General features: G+C 74.0%; 10 protein-coding genes. 2 read left to right on the top strand and 8 right to left on the bottom strand.

Going from position 1 to position 13123, the window contains the following annotated elements:
• Positions 1-40 precede the first annotated feature (40 nt).
• From GYH36_RS04365 to GYH36_RS04330, 8 genes are all read right to left on the bottom strand, one after another.
• Positions 41-2404, bottom strand: a complete 2364-nt coding sequence (locus GYH36_RS04365; protein WP_115941377.1) for a S9 family peptidase — start codon at positions 2402-2404, stop codon at positions 41-43.
• Between the two features lie 36 nt (positions 2405-2440).
• Complete coding sequence (locus GYH36_RS04360) at positions 2441-4150, bottom strand: hypothetical protein (RefSeq protein WP_162289204.1); 1710 nt, start codon at positions 4148-4150, stop codon at positions 2441-2443.
• Positions 4151-4171: 21 nt separating this feature from the next.
• Entirely contained in the window at positions 4172-6061 is a 1890-nt protein-coding gene (locus GYH36_RS04355; protein ID WP_162289203.1) for a PQQ-binding-like beta-propeller repeat protein, read from the bottom strand.
• A 163-nt stretch (positions 6062-6224) separates the two neighbouring features.
• Positions 6225-6944: an ABC transporter ATP-binding protein gene (locus tag GYH36_RS04350; RefSeq protein ID WP_024841302.1), complete on the bottom strand. Its 720-nt coding sequence runs from the start codon at positions 6942-6944 to the stop codon at positions 6225-6227.
• Complete coding sequence (locus GYH36_RS04345) at positions 6931-8007, bottom strand: ABC transporter ATP-binding protein (RefSeq protein ID WP_115941380.1); 1077 nt, start codon at positions 8005-8007, stop codon at positions 6931-6933. Before GYH36_RS04345 ends, GYH36_RS04350 begins: the two co-directional genes overlap by 14 nt.
• Positions 8004-9416: a branched-chain amino acid ABC transporter permease gene (locus GYH36_RS04340; protein WP_024841304.1), complete on the bottom strand. Its 1413-nt coding sequence runs from the start codon at positions 9414-9416 to the stop codon at positions 8004-8006. The genes GYH36_RS04345 and GYH36_RS04340 overlap by 4 nt, the downstream gene beginning before the upstream one ends.
• Positions 9413-10447, bottom strand: coding sequence for a branched-chain amino acid ABC transporter permease (locus GYH36_RS04335; protein WP_231492864.1), 1035 nt, complete (start codon positions 10445-10447; stop codon positions 9413-9415). Before GYH36_RS04335 ends, GYH36_RS04340 begins: the two co-directional genes overlap by 4 nt.
• Before the next feature lie 132 nt (positions 10448-10579).
• On the bottom strand, positions 10580-11833 hold the full coding sequence (locus GYH36_RS04330; RefSeq protein WP_024841306.1) for a branched-chain amino acid ABC transporter substrate-binding protein: 1254 nt from the start codon (positions 11831-11833) through the stop codon (positions 10580-10582).
• Positions 11834-12181: 348 nt separating this feature from the next.
• Between GYH36_RS04330 and GYH36_RS04325 the strand changes: the two genes are divergently transcribed.
• Together GYH36_RS04325 and cspE are read left to right on the top strand one after the other, a co-directional pair.
• On the top strand, positions 12182-12658 hold the full coding sequence (locus GYH36_RS04325; RefSeq protein ID WP_162289202.1) for a nitroreductase family deazaflavin-dependent oxidoreductase: 477 nt from the start codon (positions 12182-12184) through the stop codon (positions 12656-12658).
• Positions 12659-12901: 243 nt separating this feature from the next.
• Positions 12902-13105 carry a transcription antiterminator/RNA stability regulator CspE gene (gene cspE, locus GYH36_RS04320; RefSeq protein ID WP_024841308.1) on the top strand — a complete coding sequence of 68 codons (204 nt, stop codon included), beginning with the start codon at positions 12902-12904 and terminating at the stop codon, positions 13103-13105.
• Positions 13106-13123 lie beyond the last annotated feature (18 nt).

Below are 13123 nucleotides of genomic sequence, written 5' to 3'. Positions count from 1 at the left end.
CGCCCTCTCCGTCATCGCGTCTCCCCTCGCCGCGCGTGCGTCACCCGGCCAGGCCGAGCACGTCGAGCACCCACGCGTCCTCGTACGCGACCTCGCGCCAGCCCTCGTACCGGCCCGAGACGCCGCCGTGCCCGGCGTGCATCTCGATCTTCAGCAGCGCGGGCGCCCCGGCCGCGCGCAGGCGCGCGACCCACTTGGCCGGCTCGACGTAGAGCACCCGCGTGTCGTGGAACGACGTCACGGCGAGGATCCTCGGGTAGTGCGACGCGTCGTCGGGCACGTTCTCGTACGGCGAGTACGTGCGCATGTACCGGTAGACCTCGGCGTCGTGGAGCGGGTCGCCCCACTCGTCCCACTCGACGACCGTCAGCGGGAGCGACGGGTCGAGGATCGACGTGAGCGCGTCGACGAACGGGACCTGCGCGAGCACGCCCGCGAAGAGCTCGGGCGCGAGGTTGGTCACCGCGCCCATGAGCAGGCCGCCCGCCGAGCCGCCCTGCGCGACGAGCCGCTCGGGGCTCGTCCAGCCCGCGTCGACGAGGTGCCGTGCGACGGCGACGAAGTCGGTGAACGTGTTCCGCTTGGCGAGCGTCTTCCCCTCGTCGTACCAGCGGCGCCCCATCTCCCCGCCGCCCCGCACGTGCGCGACGGCGAACACGACGCCGCGGTCGAGCAGCGACAGGCGCGAGATGGAGAAGCCGGGGTCGATGCTGATCTCGTACGACCCGTAGCCGTACAGCAGCAGCGGGGCGGGCTCCGCGCCGGTGCCGGTCGCGTCGAGCCCGACGGCGTCGCGCCGCCACACGAGCGAGACGGGCACCTGGGTGCCGTCCTCGGCCGTCGCCCACTCGCGCCGCTGCACGTAGTCGGCGGCGTCGTACCCGCCGAGCACGGGCTGCTGCTTGAGCAGCGTCAGGCCGCCCGTCTCGACGCGCAGGTCGTAGACGGTCGACGGCGTGACGAAGCTCGTGTACGACAGGCGGACGTTCGGCTGCTCCCACTCGGGGTTGCCCGCGAGCGCGACGGTGTAGAGCGGCTCGTCGAACGCGACCTCGCGCACGTGCCACGGGTCGCCCGGCGCCGGGGTGTCGCCGGTGCGGATCGGGGTCGGCAGACCCGCGGGCCGCGTGGGCTCGTCGGCGGCGAGGTCGACGACGCCGACACGGGACAGCGCGTCGCGCCGGAAGGACACGACGAGGTGGCCGGCGAACGCGTCGACCGCCTCGAGCCGCGCCGCCGGGTCGTGCGGCACGACGACGGTCGCGTCCGCGGGGTCGAGCGGCGCGCCCGGACCGGGGACGCCGGTGACGACGAGCTCGAAGTTCTCCGCGCCCTCGTTGTGCAGCACGAGCAGCGCGTCGCGACCAGCCGCCCCTCGACCGCCGACCATGCGATCGTCGCCCGTCCCGGCCTCGGGACGGGACACGTCCGCATGGTCGGCAGGGAGCCACGCGGGCGGCAGGACCGCGTGCTCGACGGTGTACTCCACGCCCTCGCGCCGGGGCCAGACGACGCGCGGCTCCCCGGTCGGGTCGTCGGCGTCGATCAGCCACGTCTCCGACGTGATCTTCGAGCCCACGTCGATCTGCACGAACCGCTGCGAGCGCGTGACGCCCACGCCGACCCAGAAGCGCTCGTCCGGCTCCTCGAAGACCACGACGTCCTGCGTCGCGGGCGTGCCGACCTCGTGGCGCCAGACGCGCCAGGGGCGCCACGCGTCGTCGACCGTCGGGTAGAACACGAAGCGCCCGTCCGGCGAGAACGTGGCCCCCGGGAAGGTGCCCGGGACCTCGTCGGCGAGGTCGGTGCCGGTCGTGAGGTCGCGGACGCGCAGCGTGTACCGCTCGTCGCCCACGACGTCGACGGCGTACGCGAGCCGCGTCCCGTCGGCGGAGACGTCGAACGAGCCGAGGGAGAAGAAGTCGTGCCCGCGCGCCTCGACGTTGTCGTCGAGCAGCACCTGCTCGCCCGGCACGGGCACGCCCGGCTCGAGCACGGGCGGCACCCACGCGGACGGCGCGTCGCTGCCCAGGCTCGCGTCGATCGGCGCGCGCGCCCGCACCGGGTACTGCGACCCCTCGACCGTGCGGGAGTAGTACCAGTACGCGCCCTGGCGCACCGGCACAGACAGGTCCGTCTCGAGCGTGCGCGCCTTGATCTCCTCGAAGATCCGCTCGCGCAGCGGCGCGAGGTGCGCGAGCTGCGCCTCGGTGTACGCGTTCTCCGCCTCGAGGTGCGCGACGACCTCGGGCGACTCCTTGTCCCGCAGCCACTCGTAGTCGTCGACGACGGTCTCGCCGTGGTGCGTGCGCGACGCCGGGCGGCGGGGCGCGACCGGGGCGGCCGGTCCCTCCCCGTGCGCGGGGGTCGGGGACGTGGCGGTCTGCGTGAGGTCGTCAGGCATCTGGCCAGGGTAGTGCGGCCGGCGGCCGTGGGCGGGTCAGCCCAGCAGCGTGACCGCCGCGTCGTCCCAGCGCAGGAGCCGCCCCTGGACCGGGGCGAACGACGCCCACTCCCCCGGCAGGTCGTCCTCCCAGACGACCGCGCCCGACGACAGCTCGAGCGCGACCACCCGCGGGTGCGTCCCCGTCGCCGGGTCGACGAGCACGAGGAACGCGCACCGCCCGTCGGTGAAGGCCTGCGTCACCATCGCGTCCCCGCCGTCGTTCCCGAGGTCGTCGAGGAACCGCGACCACGTCGCCGTGCCCGAGAGCGCGTCGAGGCCGAGGACGGTGTTGGCCGTGCCGACGACGGCCGTCCCGCCCGCGAGGGCGTACACGGCCTCGGGCACGCGCGCGCCGTCGTACGTCCACAGGCGCGCGCCCTCGTCGTCGAAGGCGCGCAGGTCGATGCCGTCGCGCACGAGCAGCACGCCGGGCACCGGGTCGTCGGTCGCCCAGGGGTCGAGGACCTCGCCCGGGGCGTCGAGCACGGGCCTCCCGTCGGGGTCGAGCACGCGGTCGGCGCGCAGCGCGCCCGTCGTGCCCTGGCGGTCGGCGTCCACGAGGAACCGGCCGCCGGCGAGCGGCACCGCGCCGTCCGTGGGCACGTCGGCGTCGTCGAGCCGCCGACCGTCCACGTGGAACGACGCCGCGACGCCGCAGCCGGAGACCTCCACCATCGTGTCGGTCGCGACGACCGTGAGGTGCTCCGGCTCGATCACCTCGCCGCCGGTCTCGGCGTCCCACGTGGTGCACGACCACGGCACGTCCTGGAACGGGAGCTCGCCGCGCCAGCGCACCTCGCCGCTCAGCGCGTCCTCGACCGTCACGACGGCGTCGCGGCCGGACACGCCGTCGACCGACTCCCCCGCCCCCGGGTCGACGGCGACCGGGGCGCCGATCGGGGGGCCGGGCTCGCCGACGCGCTCGGCCCGGACCAGGGCCCCGTCGGGACCGGGCACGAGCACGTCCCCGCCCACCTCGACGGTGCGCTCCCCCACCACGCGGCCGTCGGCGTCGAGGACCGTCACGTCGACCTCGTCCGGCGCGGTGCGCGGCTCGTCGACCGGGTCGTACCAGAACGGCACGACCCCCGGGCCCGCGACGCACACGACCGTGCTCGGCGCCGGGCCGGACGCCGGCCACGGGCTCCACGACCCGCACACCGCCTCGTCGCTGCCGATCGCGGTGCGCCACGCCTCGGCGCCCGTGTCGAGGTCGAGCGCGACCGCCTCGTCGCCGTCGACCGTGACGAGCAGGCCCGGCAGGTAGGCGACGCCACGCTCCGCCGCCACGGGCGCCGTCCAGCGCTCGACCGGGGCGCCGTCGAGCGCACGCACCGCGCCGCGCGCGGACTCGAGGCGATCCTGCGCGTCGCCGCTCGTCACCGCGTCGACCACGAGCATCCCGCCGACGACCAGGACCACGACGCCGCCGGTCACCGCGGCACCGACCGTGCGGCGTCGACGGCGGTCGGCGCCGGGCCCGCCCGTCGTGGCCGGGGGCCCGGGTGCGGTGCCGCCCTCACCGGGCGCCGCCCGGTCGTCCGTGCCGGACGCGAGGTCGCGCGCGTCGGGGCCGCGCGGGGGCGCGCCGAGCAGCACCGTGCGGGGCGCGTCGAGGAGGTCGGGGTCCACGTCGACCCCGGCCGTGTCGACGAGCTCGAACGTCCGGCGGTCGTCACCGCCGTCGCGTCGTCGGAGCGGCACGTCCCCAGCGTAGGACGGGCGTCAACCGAGCCGGGTGATCGCCGCCTCGCCGAGGCGCAGCAGGCGCCCCTGGATCGGGAGCACCCACGAGCCGCGGGCGTCCTCCCCCCAGTCCGCGGTCCACACCACCCGCCCGTCGGCGAGGTCGAGGGCCACGAGCGTGCTCGACCCGTCCTGCCAGTTGGAGACCACCGCGATGGCTCGCGAGCCGTCGGTGTACGCGGAGTCGACCGACCAGCCCGACGCCTCCGAGCCCGAGTCCCCGAGGAGGCCGTCCACGTCGTCGCGCGAGAGCGACCACGTCTCACGCCCCGTGGCGGCGTCGATCCCGACGAGCACGGCACCCCCGTACCCCGTGCTCACGACGAACGTCCCGCCCGCCGCGACGAGCACGCTCTCGGGCGTCCAGGGCTCCGTCCCGCGCCAGACCTCCGCCCCGGTCCCGTCGAACGCAGCCACCTCGAGCCCGTCCTGGACGAGCAGCGGCGCGGGCCGCCCGTCGGTCGACTGCGGCACGAGCACCGGGCCCGGCGCCTCCCAGCGCAGCGACCCGTCGGGCCCGAGGACCGCCGGCGCCGCGGCCGGGTCGGCCGGCTCCGGGGACCCGTAGCCCCAGCCGTACTCGTTGCTCGCCGGGTCGCGGTAGTAGCTGCCGTCCCCGAGCGCGACGACGCTGTCGACGGGGTTGTCCGGGTCGTCGAGCCGCGCGCCGTCCGGGGTGAACCACCCCGTCACGCCGCAGCCGTCGACGCGGACGAGGCGCGGCTCCGCACCCGTCCACAGGCCCTCGAGCGACGCGCGGACGGTCTCGGCGCCGTCGACCTCGCTCCACTCGACGCACTGGCCGGACCGCGCCACGAACGGCAGCTCGGCGTCCCAGCGGACGTCGCCCGTGAGGGCGTCCTCGACGCGCAGGACGGCGGCCCGGCCCTCCGGGATCTCTCCGACGCTGCCCGTCGTCATGTCGATCTCGAGCTCCGTGCCGTCGCCCTCGGGCACCGGGCCGACGCGCTCGGCGCGCACGACCGTGCCCCCGGGTCCCGGCGCGGGGACCCCGCCCTCGGTCGTCGTGCTGCGCCGCCCGAGCACCTCGCCGGCGGCGTCCACGACGACGACCTCCCAGTCCGTGGTCTGCACGCGCCCGGTCCACGGGTCGGTCGGCAGGTCGTCCTCGTCCTGCGCACCCGCGCCGTCCAGGACCGGCGCCACGCACACGATCGTGGGGTCGGGCTCCCCGGCGGGCGGCGACCACAGGAAGACGCTCCCGCACGCCGCACCGACGCCCACGTCGACGCGCCAGAGCTCCTCGCCGGTGTCGAGCGAGGACCCGACGGCGGCGCCCTCCTCGACCGTGACGACCGTCGAGGGCAGGAACCCGATGCTGTTGGCGACGGCGACGTCCGTCGTCCACCGCTCCTCGGGCGCGTCCGGGAGCGGCTCGACCGCACCCGGGGCCGTGCGCAGCCGGTCGAGCTCGCCCCGCCCCTGCCACGCGTCGACCGCGAGCATGCCGCCCAGCACGAGCGCGACGCCCGCGGCGGTGGCGCCCACGACGGCGGTCCGCCGACCGCGCCGCGGCGGGACGGTCTCGTCGCGCGCGCCGTCGGGCGCGTCGCCGTCGCCACCGTCGGGTCCGTCGCCGACGGCGTCCTCGGCGACGCCGGGCCCGGGGTCGGGGGACGCCGCGGTGTCGGCGGGGTCGTCGCTCGCGACCGGCGCCGGGCCGGGCCGGGCGTCGAGGTCGGCGGGGCGCGAGGTCTGCGCGCCCGGGGAGGGCCGGGTGAACCCGGGCGCGCCCGGCGGGCGGGTCCGCGGCGCCGGCGGCGCGACCTCGTCGTCGACGTCCTCGTCCGTCGACTCGACCAGCTCGAAGGTCAGTCGGTCCCGGGCGTCACGGCGGCGGAGCGGCACCCGTCCAGCGTAGGGGAACGGCGGCCGCGCGGGACCCCGCGCCGGGCCCGCGCACGGACGTGTCCCGACGCGCCGACGCCCGGCGGGACGCGCCGTCCGAGGAGGGCGCGCCGCCGCCGGGCGCTGCGGGCGACCGGTGGCCGCCGGTCGGGGTCGACGGGCGTCAGGCGACGCCCAGGTACGCCTCCTTGATGCTCGGGTCGGCGAGGAGCTCCCGGCCACCACCGGTGCGCACGACCTCGCCGGTCTCGAGCACGTACGCGCGGTCGGAGCGCGACAGCGCCTGCTGCGCGTTCTGCTCCACGAGCAGGACCGTCGTCCCCTGCGCGTTGATCTCCGACACGATGCGGAAGATCTGCTGGATCACCATGGGCGCGAGACCCATCGACGGCTCGTCGAGCAGGAGCAGGCGCGGCCGCGCCATGAGCGCCCGCCCGATCGCGAGCATCTGCTGCTCGCCGCCGGACATGGTTCCGCCCACCTGGTCCTTGCGCTCCGCGAGACGCGGGAACAGGTCGAACACCCGCTCCACCGTCTCGTCGTGCTCGGCCTTCGAGGAGAACGTCCGCGCGTAGGAGCCCATCTCAAGGTTCTCGACGACGGTCATCCCGGGGAAGATCCCGCGGCCCTCGGGCGCCTGCACGATGCCCTCGAGCACGCGCAGGTGCGCCTTCATGCGCGTGATGTCCTTGCCGTCGAAGACGACCCTGCCGCGCGAGACCGGGCGGATGCCCGAGATCGCGCGCATCGTCGTCGTCTTCCCGGCGCCGTTGGCCCCGATGAGGGTGACGAGCTCGCCCTCCTCCACGGTGATCGAGATGCCGCGCACCGCCTCGATGCGGCCGTACGCGACCGTCATGTCCTGCAGCTCAAGCAGAGGCATCGCCGCTGCCTCCTTCGGTCGTCGGGGCGGCGGGCGCGTCGGCGCCCGTGCCGCCCTCCGCGGCGGCCAGCTCCTCGTCGGGCACGCCCAGGTAGGCGGCGATGACCTTGGGGTCGTTCGTCACCTCGTCGGGCGTGCCGTCCGCGATGACCCGCCCGAACTCCAGCACGACGATCCGGTCCGTGACCCCACGGACCAGGCGCATGTCGTGCTCGATGAGCAGCACGGTGTACCCGTCGTCGCGGATGTGGCGGATGAGGTCCATGAGGGCCTCCTTCTCCGCCGGGTTGAAGCCCGCCGCGGGCTCGTCGAGGCACAGGAGCTTGGGCTCGGTCGCGAGGGCGCGCGCGATCTCCAGACGGCGCTGGTCGCCGTAGGAGAGGTTGCGCGCCTTCTCCGTGGCCCGGCCGCCGACGCCCACGAACTCGAGCAGCGCCATCGCACGGTCGATCGCGTCGCGCTCCTCGCGCCGGTGCCGCGGCGTGCGGAACAGCGCGCCGGGGACCGACGTGCGGTGCCGCGCGTCCGAGCCGACGACGACGTTCTCGAGCGCCGTCATCTCGTTGAACAGGCGGATGTTCTGGAACGTGCGCGCGATGCCGCGCTGCGTGATCCGGTAGCGCTTGAGCTTGCCCACGGGCGTGCCGTCGAACACGACCTGCCCCTTCGTGGGGCGGTAGACGCCGGTCATCGCGTTGAACGCCGTCGTCTTGCCCGCGCCGTTGGGGCCGATGAGGCCGAGGATCTCGCCGCGCCGGATCTCGAACGTCACGTCGTCCAGCGCCACGAGCCCGCCGAACTGCACGGTGACGTTCTCCATCTGGAGCAGCGGCTCGCCGACCTTCGCGCGGACCGTGCGGTCCGGCGCGACCATCGCGTCGACGAGGTCCGGGTTGGCGAGCTCGGGCCGCACCTCCGCGACGTCGACGATCGCCGGCTCCTCCAGGACGGCGCCCGGCATGTACAGGTCCGCGCGCGAGGAGTCGGCGCGGCCCGACGCCGCGAGGTGCTCGTCCCCGTGCTCGCCGCCCGCCCCGATCCCGCCCGGGTCGTGGGTGCTCATCGGGTCTCCTCCTCGTTCGTCGTGCTCCGGGCCGTCCCCGGCCCGTCCGCCGTCGGTCCTCCCGCGACGGGAGCGGCCCCGCCCGCGCCGCCCGACGCCGTCGCGACGGCCGGGGTGCCCGGACGCGCGCCGCCGTCGGACCCGCCGCGCGGGGCGACCGCGTGCGCGGCGCGCCGCGCCGCCACGTAGAGCTCGCGCCCGTACGTGAGCAGCTTCTGCCGGACGGGCAGGAGTCCTTGCGGTCGGAAGATCATGAGCACGACCAGCGCGAGACCGAAGAACAGGTACCGGTAGCTCGCGATCTCGTTGCCGTTGATCGGGATGCCGAACAGCTCGGTGCGGCCGAGGAAGAAGTTCGGCACGTAGACGATGATGAACGCGCCGAGGATGACCCCGAGCTTGTTCCCCTGGCCGCCGAGCACGACGGCGCACAGGAAGAGGACCGAGTTGATGACGTTGAAGTTCGTCGGGATGACGAACTGGACCTGCCCGGCGTAGAGCGCGCCCGCGACGCCCCCGATCGAGGCGCCGATGACGAACGCCCAGAGCTTGAAGCGGAACGTCGGCACGCCCATGATCTCGGCCGCGTCCTCGTCCTCGCGGATCGCGACCCACGCGCGCCCGACGCGCGAGCGCTCGAGGTTCCCGACGAACAGGAGCGAGATGATGATGAAGACGAGGCTGAGCCAGTACCACCAGACGCCCGAGTTGAGCGTTCCCGCCGCGTTGCCCGCGGAGAAGACGCCGTTCGGCAGGTCCTCCGTCACGCCGAGCCGCGGGTAGGCCACGCCGCGCAGGCCCTGGCCGCCGCCCGTGAGCTCGTCGAGGTTGTCCGCGAGGAGGCGGACGATCTCGCCGAAGCCCAGCGTGACGATCGCGAGGTAGTCGCCGCGCAGGCGCAGCGTCGGCGACCCGAGGATGAGACCGGAGAGCGACGTGATCGCGATCGCGACCGGCAGCGCCGCGAGCCATGCCCACTCGCGCCCGAGCCAGTGCCCCTCGCCGGCCTGGTTCCAGGGGCTGTCGGGGCTCGTGAGGATCGCGACCGTGTACGCGCCGATGGCGTAGAAGCCGACGTACCCGAGGTCGAGCAGGCCGGCCTGGCCCACGACGACGTTCAGGCCGATCGCGATGAGCGCGATCATCCCGAACTGCGCCATGACGCCGCCGAAGTTCGTCCCGACCGTCGTGAGCACCGGGATGTTGAGGATCGGCACGAGCGCCATGAAGAGGACGAACGGCACGCCGACGAGCCACTGCGTCGGGCGCGGGAGCGCGTCCCACCAGAGGCGGAGGCGGTCGCCGACGCCGCCGTGCGGGCGGTCCTTCGTCGCGACGCGGCCGGCCGGCGGCATCGACGGGGGCGCCCCCGACGACGAGGACTGCGGTGCAGGTGTCGAGGTGCTCATGCGCGGGCCCTCCCCAGCGACTCCCCGAGGATGCCCGTCGGGCGGAACATCAGGACGACGATGAGGAGCACGAAGGCGACGACGTCGCGCCACTCCGTGCCGAAGACCACCTGGCCGTAGTTCTCCATGACGCCGAGCAGCAGACCACCGAGCAGCGCGCCGCGCAGGTTGCCGATGCCGCCGAGCACCGCGGCGGAGAACGCCTTGATGCCCAGGATGAAGCCGCCGGAGTAGATGATCCCGTTGGGGACGCGCAGCGTGTACAGCAGCGCGGCGGCGCCCGCGAGGATGCCGCCGATGAGGAACGTCAGCATGATCACGCGCTCGCGCGAGACGCCCATGAGCGTCGCCGTCACCGGGTCCTGCGCGACGGCGCGGATGCCGCGGCCGAACTTGGTGCGGTTGATGAACAGGTCCGTCGCGAGCGCGAGGACGAGCGCCGACAGGATGATCACGAGCGTGACGTTCGTGACGGGCGCGCCGCCGATCGTGAACTGCACCTCGGGCTGCACGAGCCGGATCGGCTGCTGCGCGTTGACGCCGCCGAGCGTGCCACCCGTGAGCTTGGGGAGCACGAAGTGCACGAACTCCTGCAGCACGAAGGACATGCCGATCGCGGTGATGAGGAACACGAGGGAGGGTGCGCCGCGCTTGCGCAGCGGGCGGTACGCCACACGCTCGAGCCCGACGGCGGTGCCGCCCGCGACGATCATGCCGCCGAGCATCGCGATGCCCAGGTACAGCACGGTGAGCAGGATCCCCTTGTCGTACGCGTTCCCGCTCGGGTAGAAGCCCAGGAGCAGGAGGGTCGCGTACTGCCCGAACATGCCGAGCATGAAGACCTCGGAGTGGGCGAAGTTGATGAGCCGCAGCACGCCGTAGACGAGCGTGTAGCCGACGGCCACGAGCGCGTAGATCGCGCCGTACGTGAGGCCCTCGATGGTGAGGCCCCAGAAGTTCCGGCCGAGGCCGGCGAGGTTGAAGTCGATGAGGGACTGGTGGACGAGGGGTCCGGCGGTCGCGCTGTGCACCAGCGCTTCTGCAAGAGCGGGCATGACGCTCCCTGGTTCTGCTGGGGGTACGAGGTCGTGGTCCACGACGGGCGCCCCACCCGGCGGCCCCCGCGGTGCGGGGGTCGGGGCGGGGCGCCCGTCGTCGTCGGACTACTGGACCTCGTAGATCCAGATGAGCGCTGCGGCGAGCTCGCCCGCGGAGTCCCACTCGTAGGTGCGGGCCAGGCCGTCACCGGAGTAGTTCGCCACGTAGTCGATCAGGCCGGCACGGTCCGCGACGCCCGACGCGATGCCCGAGAGCATGATCGTCGCGAGGTCGTAGCCCTCGACCGAGTACACGCCCGGCGCCTGGCCGGCCGACTCCTCGTACGCCGCCGCGAACTCGTCCGGGGCGGGGCCGCACGGGCAGGACAGGATCGCGCCCTCGGACGAGGCGCCGGCCTGCGAGACGAACTGCGGGTCGTTGGTGCCGTCCGCCGAGACGAACGGGATGTCGACGCCGCCGTCGCGCAGCTGCTGGACGAACGGCGCGGCCTCCGCGTAGTAGCCGGCGTAGAACACGGCGTCGGCGTCGGCGCCCGAGATGATCTGGACGGCTGCGGAGAAGTCCTTGTCGCCCGTCTTGACCTCGGCGGCGCACTCGTCGTTCGCCGCGTCACCGAGACCCTCGGTGATCTGCTGGGCGAGCCCGATGCCGTAGTCCGAGTTGTCGGAGACGACGCAGACGCTGCCGAAGCTCTTCGTGTTCACGAGGTACTTCGCGACCGACGGGCCCTGGACGGCGTCGTTCGCGAGGCCGCGGAAGAAGTTCGTCCAGCCGTTCTTCGTCAGGTCGGGGTTCGTGGCCGACGCGCTGAGCGACAGCAGGCCCGCCTGGTTGAAGACGTCGCCGGTAGCCGCGGTCTCGCCGGAGAACGCGGGGCCGAGGAGGCCGAGCACGGACGCGTCACCGACGATCTGCGGCGCGACCTGGGTCGCCTTCTGCGGGTCGCCCTCGGTGTCGAACTCCTTGATCGTCACCTGGCACCCGGGGTTCGCCGCGTTGAACTCGTCCACCGCGAGCTGCGCCCCGTAGAGGATGTTGAGGCCGAGCGCGGCGTTCGGGCCCGTGAGGGCACCGGCCATCGCGATCGCCGTGCCCTCGGCGCACTCGGCGCTGCCGTCGCCGGCCGGGTCGGCCGGGTCGCCGCCCTCGGTCGCCTCGACCTCGGCGCCCTCGATGTCGATCTGGACCGAGGGGACGATGCTGAGCTCGGTCGAGCCGCCGTCGTCGGTCTCGGTCGACGTCCCGGTCGTCTCGTCGCCTCCGCCGCCCTGGGACTGGGGACCGCAGGCGGTGAGGACGAGAGTGGCCGCGAGGAGCAGCGCGGCACCCCCGCTCGCCCGTCGTGCTGTGCGATGCATGCCAACCTCCGTGGTCCTGATCCCCGCGGAGGGCCCGAGAGCCGCATGTCCCCGCGGTCGATCGCTGAATTCAACACTGAATAGCGTGCTGAATAGTGACACAGGTCACGAGGGGACGAAACCTTCGCGCGGACGTGTCGTCCGAGGTCCCGCGGGGCGTCCCGCGGAGCTCCGGACCCACGGATCCGCGGGAGGTGGCGCCCTCCGCGTTCCTGGGTGACGCGAACGTAGGCGGTTCGGATTTCCTGGGGCGCAGCGAGTTGTTACCGACTCGTAACGCAAGGGTCTCGTTTCGTTCCGTGGACGGTACGGATGTGCCGTTCCCGGGCCCCGGACTACCGTCGGACGATGCCCCTCGCGTCCCGTCTCCTGCACGCCCGCTGGTTCGTCCGCGCGCCGATCGCGCTCTTCCGGTCCGGCCTCGGCGCCCTCGCCGGCAGCCGCCTGCTGATGCTCGCGCACCGGGGCCGGACGACGGGGGCGGTGCGGTACGTCGTGCTGGAGGTCGTGGACCGGCCCGCGCCGGGGTCGTGGGTCGTGGTCGCGGGGCTCGGCCCGCGGTCGCAGTGGTACCGCAACGTCGTCGCCGACCCGCGCGTCCTCGTGTGGACGGGGCGGCGGCGCGGCGTCCGGGCCACGACGCGCGTCCTGCCCCCCGAGGTCGGCGCGGGCCTCCTGCGCGCGTACGCGGACGGGCACGCCCAGGGGTGGGCGATGCTGGAGCCGGTGCTCCGCGAGTGGGCCGAGCCGCTCGCCGCCGAGCGCGGGGAGCCGGACTGGCGGCGCGTCGTCCCCGTCGTCGAGGTCACGACGCTCGGGCGCTGACCCGTGGAGCGCGCCGCGCCCGGCCGGGCTCCCGACACGACTCGGGAAAGGACCATGGCCAAGTCCGGGCATACCCTGTACGGTTGTCTCCGAGATTGCAGTGCCTCGCTTGTCCTCGCGTCGACGTGATCGCCCTCGCGGCGGCCGCCCGGCGGACCTTGTTACCCAAGAGTTGACGACGAACACCGTGATGTACTCCCCTGCGCCCGCGGGGGGTGTTTCCACACTCTTGAAGGAGTAACAATGGCTACCGGAACCGTGAAGTGGTTCAACAGCGAGAAGGGCTACGGCTTCATCGCCCCCGAGGACGGCTCGGCCGACGTGTTCGCGCACTACTCCGCGATCCAGTCGCAGGGCTTCCGCACGCTGGAGGAGAACCAGCGCGTCGAGTTCGACGTGACGCAGGGCCCGAAGGGCCCGCAGGCGGAGAACATCCGCGCGCTCTGACCCGATCTCCGCGGTGAC

The organism is Cellulosimicrobium composti, from assembly GCF_010287905.1.
Taxonomy (GTDB): domain Bacteria; phylum Actinomycetota; class Actinomycetes; order Actinomycetales; family Cellulomonadaceae; genus Cellulosimicrobium; species Cellulosimicrobium composti.
This window is presented reverse-complemented; position numbering and strand designations above follow the sequence as displayed.

Bases quoted from the DNA above. Each gene is read 5' to 3' on its own strand.
- GYH36_RS04365 (WP_115941377.1), bottom strand. From the start codon at position 2,404: ATGCCTGACGACCTCACGCAGACCGCCACGTCCCCGACCCCCGCGCAC.
- GYH36_RS04350 (WP_024841302.1), bottom strand. From the start codon at position 6,944: ATGCCTCTGCTTGAGCTGCAGGACATGACGGTCGCGTACGGCCGCATC.
- GYH36_RS04345 (WP_115941380.1), bottom strand. From the start codon at position 8,007: ATGAGCACCCACGACCCGGGCGGGATCGGGGCGGGCGGCGAGCACGGG.
- GYH36_RS04340 (WP_024841304.1), bottom strand. From the start codon at position 9,416: ATGAGCACCTCGACACCTGCACCGCAGTCCTCGTCGTCGGGGGCGCCC.
- GYH36_RS04330 (WP_024841306.1), bottom strand. From the start codon at position 11,833: ATGCATCGCACAGCACGACGGGCGAGCGGGGGTGCCGCGCTGCTCCTC.
- GYH36_RS04325 (WP_162289202.1), top strand. From the start codon at position 12,182: ATGCCCCTCGCGTCCCGTCTCCTGCACGCCCGCTGGTTCGTCCGCGCG.
- cspE (WP_024841308.1), top strand. From the start codon at position 12,902: ATGGCTACCGGAACCGTGAAGTGGTTCAACAGCGAGAAGGGCTACGGC.